At 61.6% G+C, this 18,854-nt stretch carries 12 protein-coding genes and 3 rRNA genes; 8 read left to right on the top strand and 7 right to left on the bottom strand.

The window, feature by feature from the left end; all coding sequences use genetic code 11:
- Positions 1-65: 65 nt before the first annotated feature.
- Positions 66-269: a heavy-metal-associated domain-containing protein gene (locus CUTER_RS10595; protein WP_047260391.1), complete on the bottom strand. Its 204-nt coding sequence runs from the start codon at positions 267-269 to the stop codon at positions 66-68.
- A 143-nt stretch (positions 270-412) separates the two neighbouring features.
- Between CUTER_RS10595 and trxA the strand changes: the two genes are divergently transcribed.
- The gene (gene trxA / locus CUTER_RS10590; RefSeq protein WP_047260390.1) at positions 413-778 is read left to right on the top strand and encodes a thioredoxin; all 366 of its coding nucleotides are present in this window, start codon (positions 413-415) and stop codon (positions 776-778) included.
- An 81-nt stretch (positions 779-859) separates the two neighbouring features.
- Positions 860-1,720 carry a PspA/IM30 family protein gene (locus tag CUTER_RS10585; protein WP_047260389.1) on the top strand — a complete coding sequence of 287 codons (861 nt, stop codon included), beginning with the start codon at positions 860-862 and terminating at the stop codon, positions 1,718-1,720.
- Here CUTER_RS10585 and CUTER_RS10580 read toward each other — a convergent pair.
- Positions 1,717-3,048 carry an NYN domain-containing protein gene (locus CUTER_RS10580; RefSeq protein WP_047260388.1) on the bottom strand — a complete coding sequence of 444 codons (1,332 nt, stop codon included), beginning with the start codon at positions 3,046-3,048 and terminating at the stop codon, positions 1,717-1,719. The genes CUTER_RS10585 and CUTER_RS10580 overlap by 4 nt on opposite strands.
- Positions 3,049-3,243: 195 nt before the next feature.
- Between CUTER_RS10580 and CUTER_RS10575 the strand changes: the two genes are divergently transcribed.
- A complete protein-coding gene (locus tag CUTER_RS10575) occupies positions 3,244-3,618 on the top strand; it encodes a GntR family transcriptional regulator (protein WP_047260387.1) in 375 nt (124 codons plus the stop codon).
- 111 nt (positions 3,619-3,729) lie between these two features.
- On the opposite strand, the gene CUTER_RS11680 is transcribed toward CUTER_RS10575, so the two are convergent.
- Positions 3,730-4,146, bottom strand: a complete 417-nt coding sequence (locus tag CUTER_RS11680) for a hypothetical protein (protein WP_144412313.1) — start codon at positions 4,144-4,146, stop codon at positions 3,730-3,732.
- 8 nt (positions 4,147-4,154) lie between these two features.
- Here CUTER_RS11680 and CUTER_RS10570 point away from each other — a divergent pair.
- From CUTER_RS10570 to rrf, 3 genes are all read left to right on the top strand, one after another.
- Positions 4,155-5,684: ribosomal RNA gene (locus tag CUTER_RS10570) — 16S ribosomal RNA — on the top strand.
- A gap of 440 nt (positions 5,685-6,124) precedes the next feature.
- Positions 6,125-9,188, top strand: a 23S ribosomal RNA gene (locus CUTER_RS10565).
- A gap of 136 nt (positions 9,189-9,324) precedes the next feature.
- Positions 9,325-9,443 (top strand): 5S ribosomal RNA (gene rrf, locus CUTER_RS10560).
- The 16S, 23S and 5S rRNA genes sit together here, the layout of an rRNA operon.
- A gap of 1,340 nt (positions 9,444-10,783) precedes the next feature.
- Here the strand turns inward: rrf and CUTER_RS10555 are convergent.
- The 4 genes from CUTER_RS10555 to CUTER_RS10540 all read right to left on the bottom strand — a co-directional run bounded on the left by CUTER_RS10555 (position 10,784) and on the right by CUTER_RS10540 (position 17,301).
- The gene (locus tag CUTER_RS10555) at positions 10,784-11,902 is read right to left on the bottom strand and encodes a permease (RefSeq protein ID WP_158408135.1); all 1,119 of its coding nucleotides are present in this window, start codon (positions 11,900-11,902) and stop codon (positions 10,784-10,786) included.
- Positions 11,899-12,714, bottom strand: a complete 816-nt coding sequence (locus CUTER_RS10550) for a TIGR03943 family putative permease subunit (RefSeq protein ID WP_047260386.1) — start codon at positions 12,712-12,714, stop codon at positions 11,899-11,901. Before CUTER_RS10550 ends, CUTER_RS10555 begins: the two co-directional genes overlap by 4 nt.
- 197 nt (positions 12,715-12,911) lie before the next feature.
- A complete protein-coding gene (phoA, locus tag CUTER_RS10545) occupies positions 12,912-16,094 on the bottom strand; it encodes an alkaline phosphatase (protein WP_047260385.1) in 3,183 nt (1,060 codons plus the stop codon).
- A 250-nt stretch (positions 16,095-16,344) separates the two neighbouring features.
- On the bottom strand, positions 16,345-17,301 hold the full coding sequence (locus tag CUTER_RS10540) for a pseudouridine synthase (RefSeq protein WP_047260384.1): 957 nt from the start codon (positions 17,299-17,301) through the stop codon (positions 16,345-16,347).
- A 190-nt stretch (positions 17,302-17,491) separates the two neighbouring features.
- Here CUTER_RS10540 and CUTER_RS10535 point away from each other — a divergent pair, with 190 nt between their 5' ends.
- Together CUTER_RS10535 and CUTER_RS10530 are read left to right on the top strand one after the other, a co-directional pair.
- A complete protein-coding gene (locus CUTER_RS10535) occupies positions 17,492-18,388 on the top strand; it encodes a universal stress protein (protein ID WP_047260383.1) in 897 nt (298 codons plus the stop codon).
- Positions 18,389-18,540: 152 nt separating this feature from the next.
- Positions 18,541-18,801, top strand: a complete 261-nt coding sequence (locus CUTER_RS10530) for a GlsB/YeaQ/YmgE family stress response membrane protein (RefSeq protein WP_047260382.1) — start codon at positions 18,541-18,543, stop codon at positions 18,799-18,801.
- Positions 18,802-18,854 lie beyond the last annotated feature (53 nt).

Here is an 18,854-nt window from a genome sequence, read left to right as displayed (position 1 = left end):
GGGATGCCGGTGCACTAGGGCTGGGTGCACTGGGGCTAGGTGCACTGGGGCTGGGTGCACTGGGGCTAGGCAAGCTGGAAACCGGCTTCCTCGACGGCCGCCGCCACCTGCTCGTCGGTGAAGCCCTCGCCGGTGACGGACACCGCGCCCGACGCCGCGTCGGCCGTGACCGCGGTGACGCCGGCGATCTCGCCGACCTCCTCCTTCACGGACATCTCGCAGTGCCCGCACGTCATGCCGGACACGGTGTAATTCTTGGTCTCTGCCATGGGATTGTCCTTCCATCGAGGGGTTCACGCTTTCCGTCATCAGAATATACCCCCCGGGGGTATATGGGCAACGTGGGAATGCACAGGCGGGGTGGATGGTTGAAGGAGGTGGAAAACAACGAACAATGCTTAAAGGAGTAACCGTGGCCACTATCGAACTCAACCAAGACAACTTCGCCCCGACTGTCGAAGCTGAAGGCATCACCATCGTCGATTTCTGGGCCGACTGGTGCGGGCCGTGCAAGGCCTTCGCCCCCACTTTCGAGAAGGCGTCCGAGAAGCACCCCGACGTCACCTTCGCCAAGGTGGACACCGAAGCCAACGAGCAGCTGGCTGCAGCCCTGGAAATCCAGGCCATTCCCACCCTCATGCTGTTCCGCGACGGGATTCTGCTCCACCGCCAGTCCGGCGCACTGCCGCCGGCCGCCTTCGAGCAGTTTATCGAGGAACTGAAGAAGGTTGACATGGACGAGGTTCGCAAGCAGATCGCCGAGCAGAACAACCAGTAAGCCAGCTTCCCCGGCAGCAACCGGCGACGACGCGCCTTTCTCTCTAGACTCTTGAAGTAAACGAGTGAAAGGCGCTTTCTCATGGCTAACCCCTTCCGCAAAGGCTGGAAGTATCTGATGTCGTCCTTCGACTACAAGATCGACGCCAACGCAGACCCCAAGGTCCAGGTGCAGCAGGCCGTCGACGCCGCAAAGAGCCAGCACCGCGAGATCAGCCAGCAGGCGGCGAGCATCATCGGAAACGCGAAGCAGCTTGAGATGCAGATCGACCGGCTGGTGAAGTCCCAGGCCGACCACCAGCAGAAGGCCCGCACCGCCTTGGAGGCGGCCGATCAGGCGGCTGCCGCCGGCGACGCGGCCAAGGCCCAGCAGTACACCAACACCGCCGAGGTCATCGCCTCCCAGCTGGTGGCCGTGGAAAACGAGCTCGCGAATACGAAGCGGATGTACGAACAAGCCGCCCACGCGGCCGAGCAGGCCAAGCAGCAGCAACAGCAGTCTGAGGCACGCCTGAGCGCGCAGCTCGCCGAAGCGGACAAGCTCCTCGCCCAGGCAGACCAGGCCGCCATGCAGGAGCAAAGCGCGAAGGCGATGGACCAGCTCAACCAGTTCGGCGGGCAGGACGACTCCGTTCCGAACCTCGACGCCGTTCGGGACAAGATCGAGCGCCGATACGCCGACGCCCTCGGCGCCCAGGAACTCACCCAGAACACGGTCACTGACCGCATGGCCGAGATCGCCAGTGCCGGCACCGACATCGCTGCAGCGAGCAAGCTCGCCGAAATCCGCGCCTCCATGGGGGCGAACAAGCCGGCGCCGGAGCTTGAGGCACCGACGCCGGAGCCCGCGGAGGACTCGGAGACCGAAGCGATCGTCGACGCGGAACCCGTCGACGGGCCCGCCGACGGCGGCAGTTCCGCCGACGGTGGCGAGCGGCGCTAGAAGCGCTTGCTGGCGTTGATGAGCACGCCGCGGATTCCGGAGTGGAATCCGTCGCGCAGGCTCACCCGCTGATGCTCGCTGAGGGTGTACTCGTGGAGCGTCTCGCACGCGAATTGCAGCAGCGGCCGATCAATGTCCGGCGGCAACCCGCCTCCGGAGAGCATGTGGGCGCCGTCGCGCTGCTCGGTGCTGGCGGCGTTCTCGAACCACCAGATGGCGTACTGCTGGCCGACGTCGAAGGGGGTCTGGAAACCGGCCGAGCTCCACACCTCTTCGGGTAGCGGAACGTAGCGGGAGCGCAGCTTACGACGCGGCGCCATCATCGACGGCTTCGGCGCGGAGCGCTTCATATTCGCCGGCGACGGGGTGGGACGCGAGACTGTCTGGTCCTCGAAGTCCTCGGTCGGAGCGTCCTCCTGCGCAGTCGAGTGCTGTGTTTCAGTGGCAGTGTCGGGTGCCGGCGTAGCCTCTGCTTCGACGGCGGCGGCGTCGGTGTCGCTCGCGCTTTCTTCGACGACGGCCTCAGCGTGGTTGGCTGACTCATCCTGCGTGTCTTGGGGGAGCGTAGAGCCCGGACCGGCGTCGTGAGTGTGCGCAGCGGTCCGGGCCGGGAGCTGATCGCCTCCGCTGGACGAGGAGGCAGTGCGCCGCGACGCCGATGCCTGGGAGCGGATAGCCCCCGCGGACAGCGGATTGCCCTCCGGGACGGGGGTCATCCCCAGGTCTTCAACTGGTTCGGCGTCACCGATGGGTCGTTCGCGGGGGGCTGGTGGCAGGGGACCCTCGAGGATCTGCAGCTGCATGGCGTCCGCGAAATCCTCGCGAGGATCCAAAATGGTGGTCGTGTCGCAGGCATGGCGCAAGGCCGAGGACATGGAATCCCACCCGAAGCCGTAGAGGTGAACCCGCACGCCGTTGAGAGTGGCCTCTTGGACACCGGGGATCATGTCTGCGTCGCCGGACACAAGAACGATGTCGGTGAACTGCTGCCGCAGCCCGGCGATGACCATGTCGGCGACCAGCCTCGTGTCCACGCCCTTTTGCGTGCGACGCTCACCCCACTCGATGAGTTGACCCGTGCGCAATTGCACCCCGTCGCACGAACGAAGCGCGCGTTGGTAGCGGTGCGGGCCGGAGTCGGGGATGCCGTCGTACCAATTTTGGCGATGAATCGGCTGGTCAAGTTGCTTTTCGATCATCACGCCGAGGACCGACACGACCTCGGGCAGGTCGATTTCAAGTTGCGAGCGGGCTCCTGTCTCCCACGAGTTATAAAAGCTGGCTAGTAGGTAAGAGGTATCGACGAATACCAATGTGCGTTCAAGCATGGCTCCTAAGTCCGTATCTATTCGTGTCTAAGCTGAAGTTAGTTTACGGCCTCCAGAATGCCTCAAAAACCGCGCAACGTCGATCCCTGCAGGTGAGAGACCTACCCATCGGGGGATGCCCCACGGGCCGGGCCCCAAACGGGTAGGTTAGTCATATCAGTAACTAACCCCAGTCCTTGCGCGGAAGTGAGCGTCGTGGCCGTCCCGGAACCCCTCTACCAACAGATCGCCTCGCTGATCGAGGACGCCATCGTCGAAGAAGCGCTCGGCGAGGGTCAGCGCGCCCCGTCGACCAACGAGCTCGCCAACTTTCACAGCATCAATCCGGCCACCGCCCGACGGGGCGTAGCCCTCCTCGCCGCTCGAGGAGTCCTGCACAAGGTGCGTGGTGTAGGCATGTTCGTCTCTCAAGGGGCGCGACGACGGGTGCTTGATCGGCGACGCGAGGAGTTCGCGGGAGCGTTCCTGGCCCCGGTCGTCGATGAGGCGGTCCGGCTACGTCTCACGCGGGCGCAGTTGCATGAACTCATTGACAAGGTAGCCGAGAGTCGTGGCTTTTATGGTCTGTGAGCTGGGGGTTTGTGGTTTGTGTGGTGTGTGGGTAACTTTGTCTGGGTCAGCGCGGCTGGTCGCGCCGCTCACTGCTTGTGGGTTGGTTGGTGGCTTGGTTGTCTGGCTTTTTTATGGGCCGTGGTTGCTCTGCTGCTTCTTGTTGGTGGTGGTGTGGTTGCGTGTTCGTGTTGTGTGAGAACTCAATAGTGTGTCAACTACTTGAATTTTTTTGTTGTCACTGTCCAGTATCACTGGCCTGTTGTGGGTTGGTGGTGTGGGTGATGGTTGCTGGTTGTGGTTGCGTGTGCCCGGCACCTTGGTTCCCTGCTGTTGGCGGGGGTGGGGTGTTGTGCGTGGGTGATTGATGGCTGGTGATTGTTGCCTTCCCTTTGCTGCTTTGTTGTGGTGGGGGTTGGTTGTTGCGTGGTTGTGGTGGTTTTTCCTCGTCGGATGTGCCTGGCTGCGTGATGTAATCAGTGGTTGTTTTTTGTTCATGTAATTTTTTGGATTTTTTGTCAGTGTTTGGGCTCTTTCGCCTTGAAACATGATTGTTTTTTGTGGAGAGTTTGATCCTGGCTCAGGATGAACGCTGGCGGCGTGCTTAACACATGCAAGTCGAACGGAAAGGCCCTGCTTGCAGGGTGCTCGAGTGGCGAACGGGTGAGTAACACGTGAGTGATCTGCCTTGTACTTCGGGATAAGCTTGGGAAACTGGGTCTAATACCGGATAGGACCATGCTGTTGGGTGTGGTGGAAAGATGTTTTTTGGTGCAAGATGAGCTCGCGGCCTATCAGCTTGTTGGTGGGGTAATGGCCTACCAAGGCGTCGACGGGTAGCCGGCCTGAGAGGGTGTACGGCCACATTGGGACTGAGATACGGCCCAGACTCCTACGGGAGGCAGCAGTGGGGAATATTGCACAATGGGCGCAAGCCTGATGCAGCGACGCCGCGTGGGGGATGACGGCCTTCGGGTTGTAAACTCCTTTCGCTAGGGACGAAGCCTTTTGGGGTGACGGTACCTGGAGAAGAAGCACCGGCTAACTACGTGCCAGCAGCCGCGGTAATACGTAGGGTGCGAGCGTTGTCCGGAATTACTGGGCGTAAAGAGCTCGTAGGTGGTTTGTCGCGTCACGTGTGAAATTCTGTGGCTTAACCATGGTCGTGCATGTGATACGGGCAATACTTGAGTGCTGTAGGGGAGACTGGAATTCCTGGTGTAGCGGTGAAATGCGCAGATATCAGGAGGAACACCGATGGCGAAGGCAGGTCTCTGGGCAGTTACTGACGCTGAGGAGCGAAAGCATGGGTAGCGAACCGGATTAGATACCCGGGTAGTCCATGCTGTAAACGGTGGGCGCTAGGTGTGAGGATCTTTTCACGATTTTTGTGCCGTAGCTAACGCATTAAGCGCCCCGCCTGGGGAGTACGGCCGCAAGGCTAAAACTCAAAGGAATTGACGGGGGCCCGCACAAGCGGCGGAGCATGTGGATTAATTCGATGCAACGCGAAGAACCTTACCTGGGCTTGACATGCACTGGATCGGCGCAGAGATGTGTTTTCCCTTTGTGGCTGGTGTACAGGTGGTGCATGGTTGTCGTCAGCTCGTGTCGTGAGATGTTGGGTTAAGTCCCGCAACGAGCGCAACCCTTGTCTTATGTTGCCAGCACGTGATGGTGGGGACTCATGAGAGACTGCCGGGGTTAACTCGGAGGAAGGTGGGGATGACGTCAAATCATCATGCCCCTTATGTCCAGGGCTTCACACATGCTACAATGGTCGGTACACTGCGTTGCGATATCGTGAGGTGGAGCTAATCGCGTAAAGCCGGTCGTAGTTCGGATTGGGGTCTGCAACTCGACCCCATGAAGTCGGAGTCGCTAGTAATCGTAGATCAGCAATGCTGCGGTGAATACGTTCCCGGGCCTTGTACACACCGCCCGTCACGTCATGAAAGTTGGTAACACCCGAAGCCCATGGCCTAACCACCGTTTGGTGGGGGGAGTGGTCGAAGGTGGGATCGGCGATTGGGACGAAGTCGTAACAAGGTAGCCGTACCGGAAGGTGCGGCTGGATCACCTCCTTTCTAAGGAGTTTAGTTAATTTTTTTCTCGCCCCTGAAGGTTGCCTGGTTGGGTGCCTGGGGGGCAGGGGGTTGGTTGATGGTGTCACTATTGGTGGTGGTGCCGCGCTGGCCTGGTTGTTATTTTTTGGCGTGTGAAGACACGTGACGAGTCATGGTTGGTGGCTTTTCACCCTGGTGGGTGGTGGCAGTGAAAAGTTTTTTTAAGTGGTTGGTGCATTGTTGGGTGTCTGGGACAGCACTGTTGTTCCTTTTAGCATCTTAGGCTGGCGGTCATCGCGTACGTTGTGTGTGGTGGTTGTTGTCTGGGGTGTGGTGTTGTGTGAGAACTGTATAGTGGACGCGATATTTTTTTCGCCCTCATGTGTGTGTGCATGTGGGGGTGGGCAATTTTTTCTGTTTGTTCTTAGTGTTTTTTGCTTGTGTGTGTGTTGTGTTTGTTCGTTTATGGGCACACGGTGGATGCCTGGGCATGTTGAGCCGATGAAGGACGTGTGAGTCTGCGTTAAGCCTTGGGGAGTTGGCAACTAAGCGTTGATCCGAGGATGTCCGAATGGGGTAACCCTGCACGCGTTGTGGTGTGTAACCGCCAGGTGAATGTATAGTCTGGTTGGGGGTGACGCGGGGAAGTGAAACATCTCAGTACCCGTAGGAAGAGAAAATAATAATGATTCTGCTAGTAGTGGCGAGCGAACGTGGATGAGGCTAAAGCATGTGCGTGTGATACCTGGGTAGGGGTTGCGTGTGTGTTGTTGTGGGGTGTGTGCGTGTGGCGGCTACCTGACGCTGCGCGGTGTGTGCGATGTGAGTGGAAGTGGTCTGGAGTGGCCTGCCGTAGAGGGTGATGAGTCCCGTACATGGTTGCATCGTTATCATGCTGTTGTGCATGTCCCCGAGTAGCAGTGGGCTCGTGGAATCTGCTGTGAATCTGCCGGGACCACCCGGTAAGCCTAAATACTTGACATGACCGATAGTGGATGTAGTACCGTGAGGGAATGGTGAAAAGTACCCCGGGAGGGGAGTGAAATAGTTCCTGAAACCGTGTGTTTACAATCCGTCAGAGCCTTGCTTGTGTGGGGCGATGGCGTGCCTTTTGAAGAATGAGCCTGCGAGTCAGCGGCATGTCGCGAGGTTAACCCGTGTGGGGTAGTCGTAGCGAAAGCGAATCCTAATTGGGTGTTGTAGTGGCATGTTCTGGACCCGAAGCGGGGTGATCTACCCATGGCCAGTGTGAAGCAGCTGTAAGAGGTTGTGGAGGCGCGAACCCACTTAGGTTGAAAACTGAGGGGATGAGTTGTGGGTAGGGGTGAAAGGCTAATCAAACTCCGTGATAGCTGGTTCTCCCCGAAATGCATTTAGGTGCAGCGTTGTGTGTGCTTGCCGGAGGTAGAGCTACTGGTTGGTTGAGCGGGACTACAATCTTAGTGATGTCAGCCAAACTCCGAATGCCGGTGAAGTGTAGCATGGCAGTGAGACTGTGGGGGATAAGCTTCATAGTCGAGAGGGAAACAGCCCAGATCGTCGGCTAAGGCCCCTAAGGGTGTACTAAGTGGAAAAGGATGTGTGATCGCGATGACAGCCAGGAGGTTGGCTTAGAAGCAGCCATCCTTGAAAGAGTGCGTAATAGCTCACTGGTCGAGTGGTTGTGCGCCGACAATGTAGTGGGGCTCAAGTACACCGCCGAAGCCACGGCAACCAACGTTGGTTGGTTGGGTAGGGGAGCGTCGTGCACGTGTGTGAAGCATTACTGTGAGGTGGTGTGGAGTGTGTGCGAGTGAGAATGCAGGCATGAGTAACGAGTGTAAGGTGAGAATCCTTACCGCCGGATGACTAAGGGTTCCTGGGTCAAGTTCGTCTTCCCAGGGTGAGTCGGGGCCTAAGGCGAGGCCGACAGGCGTAGTCGATGGATAACCAGTTGATATTCTGGTACCCGTATATGCGCGACCAATGATGAATCGGTGATACTAACCACCCTGAACACTATCCTGAGTGTCTTCGGATACTTCGGGTGTGTGTGAGGGGTGGGGCCTGAGCTGGTAGTAGTCAAGTGATGGGGTGACGCAGTGTGGTAGCCGCGCCAGGTGTTGGTTTCTGGTGTAAGCGTTCGAGGTTGTGGTGTTGGTGAAATCCGCACCGCGTGTTGACTGAGGCGTGATGCGTAGCCCCTTTGGGGTGATGGTGGTGATCTAGTGCTGTCGAGAAAAGCCTCTAGCGATGTGTGTGTACGGCCCGTACCCTAAACCGACACAGGTGGTCAGGTAGAGAATACTAAGGCGGTCGGGTGAACTGTGGTTAAGGAACTCGGCAAATTAGCCCCGTAACTTCGGGAGAAGGGGTGCCACTGCTGGTGAAAGCTGGTGGTGGTCGCAGTGGATAGAGGGAAGCGACTGTTTATCAAAAACATAGGTCTGTGCGAAGACGTGTAAGTTGATGTATACGGACTGACGCCTGCCCGGTGCTGGAAGGTTAAGAGGACCGGTTAGTGCACTTTGGTGTGCGAAGCTGAGAATTTAAGCCCCAGTAAACGGCGGTGGTAACTATAACCATCCTAAGGTAGCGAAATTCCTTGTCGGGTAAGTTCCGACCTGCACGAATGGCGTAACGACTTCCCTGCTGTCTCAACCACAGGCCCGGTGAAATTGCAGTACGAGTAAAGATGCTCGTTTCGCGCGGCAGGACGAAAAGACCCCGGGACCTTTACTATAGCTTGGTATTGGTGTTTGGTTCGGTTTGTGTAGGATAGGTGGGAGACTGTGAAGCTGTCACGCTAGTGGTGGTGGAGTCGTTGTTGAAATACCACTCTGGTCGGATTGGATACCTTAACCTTGGCCCATGATCTGGGTTGGGGACAGTGCCTGGTGGGTAGTTTAACTGGGGCGGTTGCCTCCTAAATGGTAACGGAGGCGCCCAAAGGTTTCCTCAGCTTGGTTGGTAATCAGGTGGTGAGTGTAAGTGCACAAGGGAGCTTGACTGTGAGAGTGACGGCTCGAGCAGGGACGAAAGTCGGGACTAGTGATCCGGCACCTACTTGTGGATGTGGTGTCGCTCAACGGATAAAAGGTACCCCGGGGATAACAGGCTGATCTTCCCCAAGAGTCCATATCGACGGGATGGTTTGGCACCTCGATGTCGGCTCGTCGCATCCTGGGGCTGGAGTAGGTCCCAAGGGTTGGGCTGTTCGCCCATTAAAGCGGCACGCGAGCTGGGTTCAGAACGTCGTGAGACAGTTCGGTCTCTATCCGCCGCGCGCGTGGAAACTTGAAGAAGGCTGTCCCTAGTACGAGAGGACCGGGATGGACGTACCTCTGGTGTGCCAGTTATCTTGCCTTGGGTAGGGCTGGTTGGCTACGTACGGGAGGGATAACCGCTGAAAGCATCTAAGCGGGAAGCCTGTTTTGAGATGAGGTTTCTTTTGAGGTTCCCTAGTGATGATGGGGTTGATAGGCCAGGGTTGTAAGCATTGTGAGGTGTTGAGGCGACTGGTACTAATTGACCGACTATAAACATGATGTGTTTGCCGCAAGCAGAGAGTGTTGCACTATAAGCAGCAAGCAGAAAAATTAGTTGTGTCGCGTTCGTTATGCAGTGTCTGGCACGGCACCAGGCCACCGTTGGGTGGTTGTGTGTTGTGTTGGTTGGTTGTGTCGGTGGTTGATGACGGTGAGGAAACGCCCGGTCCCCTTTTCGAACCCGGAAGCTAAGCTCATTCGTGCTGATGGTACTGCACTCGGGAGGGTGTGGGAGAGTAGGTTGCTGCCGATACTTTAACTTCATGATTGGTGGTGGGTGATACCAGCCCTCGTGGCTCCCCGTTGTGGGGGTTGGGGGGGTGGTGTCACCCACCACCTTTTTGTTTGCGTGTGTGGGGTTGTTGCGGGCGCCACTGGTTTTGGGGGTTGCTCTGGCTGGCTACACGCGTAGCCACTATTTCAACTGGCTTATGGGAATTTTGGGGGCTCTGGGTGGGCATAGTGTTGTGTGTCGTCGGCGGCAGTTCCTTGAGGCTATCGACAGTGCCGGCGTGCCTCAACGGCTACACGTGTAGCCACTATTTCAGCTGGCTTATGGGGATTTTGGGGGCCCTGGGTGGGCATAGTGTTGTGTGTCGTCGGCGGCAGTTCCGAGACGCTATCGACAGTGCCGGCGTGCCTCAACGGCTACACGTGTAGCTACCATCGCCCTAGGCTTTATACATTCGTCCGCGCCGATGCTTACTAGGTGATTCCTGTGAGAGACTATGCCGGGCATAGTCGGCAGTGCAGTGTCGCTGCCGGCGATGTCTCGGGTTGCCGGCGAATGTGACGGCCTTGTGCCGGGGTCCGATTCCGGAGTCGGGCGGGACGTGAGTCGACCGTCAGACTCACCGACACCGCCGATTCCTGCACTACCAGCTCTCGGGTGACAGCGAAGAGCCAAACCGGCTAGACGTGTAGCCACTATGAACAACCCTTTATGGAACCGGCTTCCCGGGTCAGATGCTCCCTTCCGGTGAGAGGCTACAGGCGCGCATAGGAGAACGATCGGCTAGGTAGCGGGACCAGGGCTTGAAGCGGCGCCAGATCCCGAGGCGGCTTCCTCTGCGGCTATACGTGTAGCCAATCCACGGCGAGTCGACGTGTCGAAAGTCCGAAACGCAAAGAACCGGTGTCGGCACGATTCCTGTGAACGACTATGCCGTGCATCGTCCTCCGTGTGCTCTGAGGCCCGCTCCCAGAAGGCTACTTTTCAAGAGTCGCTGCCAGGCGGCATCATGTTAAAAGTTTCCGATCACCACTACACCACACAGAATTCGGCGACCAAGGCTGGGACCTCTCAACTCGAAAGCCACCGGCTTCAGGCGACGGTCGCGATACGTTCCACGCATCGGTGACGCACCTGCCCGCGTCATTCCATCGGCTCTTGATCCTGGCGACAATCGCAGGCGGGGGCATCATGTTAAAAGTTTCAAACAGCCACTACACCCCACCGAGTTCGGCTTCCAAGAAGGGCGTGCCCGTACTCGAACGGACCGGAGCTTCCGTCGCCGAGCCGAGCCGGCCCCAGCCGGCGCAACCCGGCCCCAGCCGGCGCAACCCGGCGCACCGTGGGCAAGACCGTAGCGCTTAGAACCTGCCGAAGATAATCATTCCGACAAGCGAGGCGGAGAGGATCGCGCAGACTAAGACGATGGGCACGAAGCGTCGAGTGAAGGCCCACCCGAAGGATCCGCCTTGCATGGCAATGAGCTTGATGTCCACCACGGGGCCGACAACGAGGAACACGAGTTGGGCGGTGGGGGACACGGCGGTAAACGACGCGGCGACGAACGCGTCGGCTTCGGAGCAGAGCGAGAGCAGGATGGCGAAGAGCGCCATGACGAGGATCACCAGCGCGGGTTGGCGAGCAAGAGTGAGGAACCATTGGGCGGGGATGACGACCTTGACCAGGCCGGCGACCATGGCACCGAGGACGAGGAAGGATCCGGCCTGGGTGAGGTCGTGCAGCGCGGCCGCCTGGAACGTGGCCCATTTCTGGGCGGCGGTGCGTCCTTGCATTTCGGCGCGGTGGTGGTCGATGTCCTCCTGGGTTTGTTCGCCGAGCCGGTCCTTCATGAGTCGGTTATCGCCCAGGATGATCCATGCCCAGCCGGCGAGAATCACGGCGAGCAGGGAGGCGAAGAAACGCGCCCAGGCCATCTCGATCATGGCGTTGAAGGCCACGGCCGTGGAGACGATGACGACCGGATTGAGCGAAGGTGCCGCCAGCAAGAAGGCCAACGACGCCGCCGGGGACAGCCCGGAGCGCATGAGCGATCGAGACACGGGCACGGAGGCGCATTCGCAGCCGGGTAGGGCGACGGCGGAGACGCTGGCGGTGGGCACGGCGAGGAAGGAGTCTCGAGGCATGATGCGCTGGAGGAAGGCGCCGGATGCGAAGGTGGAGATCGCGGCGGACACCACCACGCCGAGGACCAGGAACGGGAACGCCTGGATGATGACGGCGATGGTGATCGCGGCCCAGGCTTCGACGTCGCTGGGCAGCTTAATGAAGGGGTTGGAGACGCTGCCGACCCAGTTCGTGGGAACCACCTGGGTGTAGATGAGCAGCGCGGCGCTCACCGCTGCGAGGGCGATGAACCAGGTGGGGAGCGTGCGGGCGAGGCCCTGGCGTCGTTGTTGTTCGGTGACGTGGTGGGCGTGGTCGTGCTCGTGCACGCTGACGGGGGAAGAAGTCTCGGTCACAGGTACGGCACCTTCGGCGAGTGGATGGGGGTGACGGATTGGGCGTCGACGACGAGGCGGATACCGCCTTCGGAGGCGGCCATGTTGGCGACGCCTTCGACTTCGACCCATTGGTCGTCGGCGAAGTCGCCGCCTCCGTTGAGTTGCACGGTGTAGGCGATGGCGTCGGCGGCACAGCAGTAGATCTTGAAGCGGTTGACAAGCACCCGGTCAGCATCCACGGTGGCGGTGTCTTCGCCGGAGGCGACGTCGCGGCCGCCGACGGAGTCACCGTGGGAGACGAAGCCGACGAAGGAGATCTTCTGGCCGTCGAGAGCCTCGGGTTCACCGAAGGTGTAGCGGTCGGAGATTTCCTCCAGGGTGAGCTCGTTGACACCCGAGGGGTCCAACGGCGGGAAGTCAATGCTGCCCGAGGCGTTGAGCACGCCGACGTTAGGACGGGTGCCGGACTGGCCGCCGCCGGTCGTCGTGTTGTCGAGCATGGCGCTGCCGAGTGAGCTTGGGGCACACAGGGTGATGAGGAGTACCGGGAGCAGCAGCAGCCACTGGATACGGCTGGTGTCCGGTTCGCCGTCGTGGGCGTGGGAGACGGCGTCGCCTCGCAGGGTGCGCCGCAGCGTGTTAACGGCGAAGACGGCGATGATGAGCGCGGCGATGAGCAGCAGGGGCCACCAGGTCAGGCGGACGTAGCGGGCGAGGGTCCCGCCGACGATCTGCACGGTGACCATGACGGCGAAGAGGAGCCACAGGATACACATGGCCGCGTCTTTGCGGTTTCTACGTACGGGAATGTCCTGCTTGGCCGGTGCCATGCTGCACATCCTTTCTTCAAAACAGTGTGCTGGAAGAGCGTATGTATTTGTGTTTGCGAAGAATCTTTTGGTGATATGCGAACAGGCCGCAGTGTGCGGCCTGCCGTTTGTCCTAGGTTTTCACCACCCGGGCTCCCGCTGACGCTAGGCGCTAGGCGCTAGGCGCTAGGCGCCCAGGTGGAGGGGTGTTGGTGGCCCTAGGCGCTCTTACGCCGGGAAACGAGCCAGGCGCCGACGGCGAGCACCACGATGAGCACAACGCCACCGGCGATGATGCCCCAGCGCGTGCCCTGGGAGGCCGGCGCGCCCTGGCCCATCTTCGAGGTCAGGTCGATGTCGGCCTGGGTGTCGAGGTCGAGGGCGTTGGCCGCGACGTAGAAAATGTCGGTCTGGTCGATCTGGCCGACGACGTTCGGCGCACCCGGGCCTTCAGCGGCGACGCGCAGCTGGGCGCCGGTGTGGGTCTGGCCGCCGAGGGCGTCCTCATCCTCGTTGGTGGCGGCGGTGGCGTAGTTGACCGTCATGTCGTCGCCGTCGGCGGTGATGAGCTTCGTGGCGCGGCCGGCGGTCAGTGCCCCGTTCGCGGTGATCTGCGACGTGTGAGCGTGGTCAGCGGTGGTGATGAGCAGTGTCGGTTCGCCGGTCTTCTTCACCCATTCGCGGACCACCTGGATGGCATCGTCGAACTGTGCGGCTTCGCCGACCTGGCCGCAGATGTCGGCGTCGTGGTCGGCCTTATCGATGGAGGCGCTTTCCACCTGGAGCAGGAAGCCGTTGTCGTTTTGCAGCAGATCCAGGGATTTGGCGGTCATCTGGGCCAAGGTCGGCTGGGAGGTGGCGAACTCGGGGTTGAGCTTGCACTGCTTGGCGGGTTCCTTAGGGCCGGTGACCGTGGGGATGGACTGCTCGTACAGGCGGGGCATGTTGCCCTCGGAGAACAGGCCCAGGACCGGCTTGTCCTGGTTGGCCTCGGTGAGGGCTTCCATCTCGTCGAGGTTGGTCACGACCTGGAAGCCGTGGTTGTCGCGGGCGTTGTCCACGACGGACTTGCCCTTGTTCCACTCGCGGCCGGCCCACTGCCCGTCCACCTGCACCTGCTGGGCGAAGGCTTCCGAGCCGCCGCCCATGGTGATGTCCGCGCGGCCGTCCACCAGCTGCTCGGAGATGGAGCCGAGGCCCTGGTTCTCGCGGTACTGGGAGGCGAAGGCCTCGCCCTGGCAGGATTCGGAGTTCTCGGACTCGACGGGGCCGTAGCACTTGCGGTTGAGGGCGTGGGTGGCGAAGGAGGCCGGGGTGGCGTCCTGGACCTCAGAGGTGGTGACGTTACCGGTCTTCATGCCCTTGGCCTTGGCCAGCTCCATGAGGTTGGGGACCGGGGTGCCGTCGAGGAGCACGCCGACGCCGCCGCTGTAGGTCTTCGCGCCGGTGTTCCAGGCGGTGGCGGACGCCGCGGAGTCGGTGACGTAGTCGGGGCCGCCGCGCTTCTTGTTGAGGGAGAAGTGGGTGTAGGAGCCGGTGAACGGCAGGGCGTCGATGCCGGCGAAGCGGCCGTTGGCGCCGTGCAGGTAGTTGCGGGCCGAGGTCAGCTCGGAGTCGCCGGTGCCGTCGCCGATGAGCAGGACGACGTTCTTAGCCTTGGTGTCGTCGATGCCCTGGCCCTTGGTGCCGAACTGGGCGCAGTCGCCGGGGCCGGGGACATGGGAGGGATCGCCGGTCTTGTAGCAGCTCTTGGACAGGTCGACGGGCTCGTTGCGGTCGACGCCGAGCAGGACGCCCTTGGCGGAGTCAGACAGCGTCGTCGACGCGGGCACAGCCGGGACGTCGTTGAGACCCAGCGCGTTGGCCAGGACGAAGAAGACGTCGGTCTGGTCGATCTGGCCGATGACGTTTTCCTCACCGGGGCCGAACGCGGCGACGCGGAGCTGGGAGCCGGTGTGCTGGGTGGAGGCCTTGGGGTCGTTGACGATGACGTCGGCGGGCAGGGTGCCGTAGGCGACGGTCATGGCGCCGCCGTCCTGGGTCTGCAGGCGGGTCGTCGGGGAGACGGTGTCGGTCTCGTCGTAGATGATCTGCGTCGAGTGGGAGTGGTCAGCGGTGACGACGACGAGGGTGTTGCCGTCCTCGCGGGCGAAGTCCAGGGCTTCCTTAATCGCCTCGTCGATGCGCTCAACCTCACCGATCATGCCGCACGCATCGGCCGCGTGGGCCCGCTTGTCGATGGAGGCGCTTTCGACCTGGAGGAAGAAGCCCTTCTCCTCATCCTTCTTGTCGAGCAGCTCGATGGCCTTGCGGGTCATGTCCTTGAGCTCGGGCTGGCCCTTGGTGTCCTGCGGCTCGCACTGGCCGGGCTTGCCGTGGGAGCCGCCCATGGTGGCCTTGCTGGGGGCGAGGCGGGTCTCCAGGTTGCCGTCGCCGAAGACACCGAGCAGCGGCTTGTCCTGGTTAGCCTCGGTGACCGCGTCGAGGCCGGCGGCGTCAGTGACGACGTTGAAGCCGTTGCTCTTCGCGTTTTCGAGGACGGTCTGGCCCTTCGTCCACTTCATCTCAGAGGGCACGAAGGGGGTCTTGGCGGTGCCGTCGACCTGAACTTCCTGGTTGAAGGCCTCCATGCCGCCGCCTAGGGTGACGTCCGCGCGCAGGTCGAGCAGCTGCTCGGAGATGGAGCCGAGGCCGCCGTTTTCGCGGTACTGCTTGGCGAAGGCTTCGCCCTGGCAGGAGTCGCTATTCTCCGACTCCTGCGGGCCGTAGCACTTGCGGTTGAGCGCGTGCGTCGCGGCGCCGGCGGGGGTGGCGTCCTGCAGTTCGGAGGTGGTGACGTTGCCGGTGCGCATACCGGCCCGCTTGGCCTTCTCCATGAGGGTCTCCACCGGCTTCTGCTCCAGGTCCACACCGATGGCGCCGTTGTAGGTCTTGGCGCCGGTGGACCAGGCGGTAGCGGAGGCCGCGGAGTCGGTCACGTAGTTGAAGGTTCCATCCTGGTCGATGGAGTGGTGGGTGTAGGTGCCCGTGGACGTGAAGTTGTCCAGCCCTTCGAAGCGGCCGGAAGCGCCCTTGAGGTAGTTGCGGGCAGCGGTGATTTCCTGCTGGCCCATGCCGTCACCGATGATGAGGATGACGTTGCGCGCTTTCGCGTCGGTGCGCTGCTGGCCCTCGGTGCCGAACTGGGCGCACTCGCCGGGCTTGATGGCGCGCGGGGTGCCGTCGGGGTTCTTCGGGTTACAGGATTCCGGGCCGTTGTAGGTGGGAACGAAAGTGCGGGCGTTGTCCGCCAGCTCGGCGAGATTCGCGTCCTGCGCCGAGGCGGCGGGGACGATCGTGGTGCCGAGGACGATCGCACCGGCGGAGATGACCGCGGCGACGTGACGTCCGAAGGGTTTCATGAGAGTGTGGCCTCCTCGAGAAGTAATAGCCGCCACCTAGGTTTTTCGGTGCCGACACCCCACCAGCTGAGAGAAGGCGCAGTCCCACTAAGTGCATGCACACCTGCCCTCGTGGGCATTTGAGGTGTCCACATTGGACCTCATGAATCTAAACGGGAGGTTTTGTTAACCTGGCCGCAAGAAAAAATAAGCGTTACATTTACTATTTCACATCATTTTCATTAACGGTGGGCAGCGATAGGCCGGCGGCTCACAGCTGCGAGCGGAAGGTACGACGCTCACCGTCGACGGGATCGACGAACGTAATCGACCGGGAAATCAGCTGCAGGGGCCGGTCGAAGTCCTCAGCAACGGCGTCAAGCGCCACCGGGTAGGCGCTATCGCCCAGGATCGGCACCCCGGCGGCGTTCATATGGACCCGCAGCTGGTGAGTCTTGCCGGTGTGGGGCTCCAGCAGGTACCGGGCGAGCGGCTGGTGCGTGCCATAGCGCGCGCTGAGCTCTCGCTGTTCGACGGCGTCGAGCGGCTGCACCTGGCGCAGCACGGTACGGGCGTTAGCGGCGGCGTCGACGATGCGGGCCTGGTACTCGCCCGTCACCTTGAGGATGTGGTTCTCCCAGGTCAACGGGGTGCTCGCGGCGAGTTGCGGGTCGTGGCGGGCGATCGCCTCATACGTCTTGCGCACCTCTCGCCGGGCGAAGAGGCTCTGATAAGCGCCCCGGAACTCCGGCGCGGCCACGAACACGAGCACGCCGGCGGTGAGCCGGTCGAGCCGGTGCGCCGGCACCAGGTCATCGTTGCCGAGCAGGCGCCGCAGCTGGACGGTGGCCGTCTGGACGATGTGTTGGGCCCGGGGCATCGTGGCCATGAAGTGAGGCTTGTCGACGACGACGAGGCGCGCGTCGTGCCACAGGACGCTCAGTCGTCCCGGCACTGGAGGTTCAGGTGCAGGCCGGCGGTAGAACCAGACGTCCTGACCTGGCCGTACCAGGGTCGTCGGAGTCAGCGGGACTGCGCCGACGGTGACCACGTCGCCGCGGGCGAAACGGGCGCGGACGGCTGCCGCGTCGTCGTCGGGATGGCGGTGCCTTTGGGTGGAGACCAGGTGGTAGATGAAGTCGAAAGCGGTGGTCACGGGGGCGTCGTCGGGCAGGCGGGCGCGGGTGGGATTGAGACCGTCGCGGATTGGCAGCGGGGCGGGCGGCATGGGGATTCCTCGGGTGGGGTGGGGGCGAAAAGTAGGCCAGGGGGTGCTCGCGCCAGGCGCTCATAATGTCATAACCAGATTGCTGAAATAAGGGTACAGTGGACCATGAACAGGCGAGAAAGAGGGCCAGAGTCGGCGCGGAGCATATGCCGATGCACCCTCACTGAACTTCAGAAAGGACATCTAGATCATGGCGAAGGAAGATATCGTCGTCGTTGCCGTTGACGGGTCCGCGGCCTCGAAGAACGCTGTGAGGTGGGCGGCTAACACCGCCATGAAGCGCGGGATTCCGCTGCGCCTGGCCACCAGCTACACCATGCCCCAGTACCTGTACGCCGAGGGGATGGTGCCGCCTGAGGAGCTCTTCGCCGACCTGCAGGCGGAGGCCATGGAGAAGATCGAGGAAGCCCGGGACGTTGCCCACGAGGTCGCCCCGGATATCCTCATCGGACACACGATCGCGGAAGGCTCCCCGATCGACATGCTCCTGGAGATGAGCAACGACGTGACGATGCTCGTTCTCGGATCCCGCGGCCTCGGCGGCCTGTCGGGCATGGTGCTGGGGTCGGTGTCGGCCGCGGTCGTCTCCCACGCGAACTGCCCGGTGGTCGTCGTCCGGGAAAACAGCAACGTGACCGAGGTGAATAAGTACGGCCCCGTGGTCGTGGGTGTCGACGGCTCGGACGTGTCCCAGAAGGCCACCGAGTACGCGTTCGCCGAGGCGGACGCCCGCGGCGCGGAGCTCATCGCCGTCCACACGTGGATGGACATGCAGGCACAGTCGTCCATCGCGGGCCTGGCGGCCGCCCAGAGCCAGTGGGAGGACATCGAACGCCAGCAGGTGAAGGTGCTCACCGAGCGCCTCCAGCCCATGATCGACAAGTACCCGGACGTGCAGGTGGCGAAGGTCATCACCCGGGACCGGCCGGTGCGGGCCCTGGCGGAGCAGTCGGAGGGCGCGCAGCTGCTCGTCGTCGGCTCGCATGGCCGGGGTGGCTTCAAGGGCATGCTCATCGGGTCGACGTCGCGGGCGCTGCTGCAGTCCGCCCCCTGCCCGCTCATGGTGGTTCGCCCGAATAGCGACTAGCCTCGCGCGGATCCCCCTCGTCGGTGCCGGTGAGGGGGATTTTTCCTGCCCGGGGTCGGCCGGAGGGTTGCGAAATCGTGGGAAAGGGCAAACAATGGCCGGCGGGAAGAGCAGCTCTTCCTCACTCACTACTGATTGAAAAGGAATAAATAATGGGTATCTCTTTGGGTGGATTCTTCGGCTGGCTCATCCTCGGCGGGCTCGCGGGCTGGATCGCCTCCAAGATTAAGGGCCGCGACGCGCAGATGGGCATCGTCGCCAACATCCTCGTCGGCGTGGTCGGCGCGATCCTCGGCGGCGCGCTGCTGGGGCTTTTCTTCGACGTCTCCAGCTTCGGGCTGTTCGCCAGCTTCCTCACGGCGATCCTCGGCGCCTGCATTCTGCTGGGCCTGCTCAATATGATCCGCAAGTAACCCCGGCCACCCGCGCCGCCTGACCGCTGGTTAGAACGGACAGGTTTGTCTAG

It is taken from the genome of Corynebacterium uterequi (assembly GCF_001021065.1).
GTDB classification, from domain to species: Bacteria; Actinomycetota; Actinomycetes; order Mycobacteriales; family Mycobacteriaceae; genus Corynebacterium; species Corynebacterium uterequi.
The sequence above is the reverse complement of the archived record's forward strand: the minus strand, read 5'-3'. Positions and strand labels throughout refer to the sequence as shown.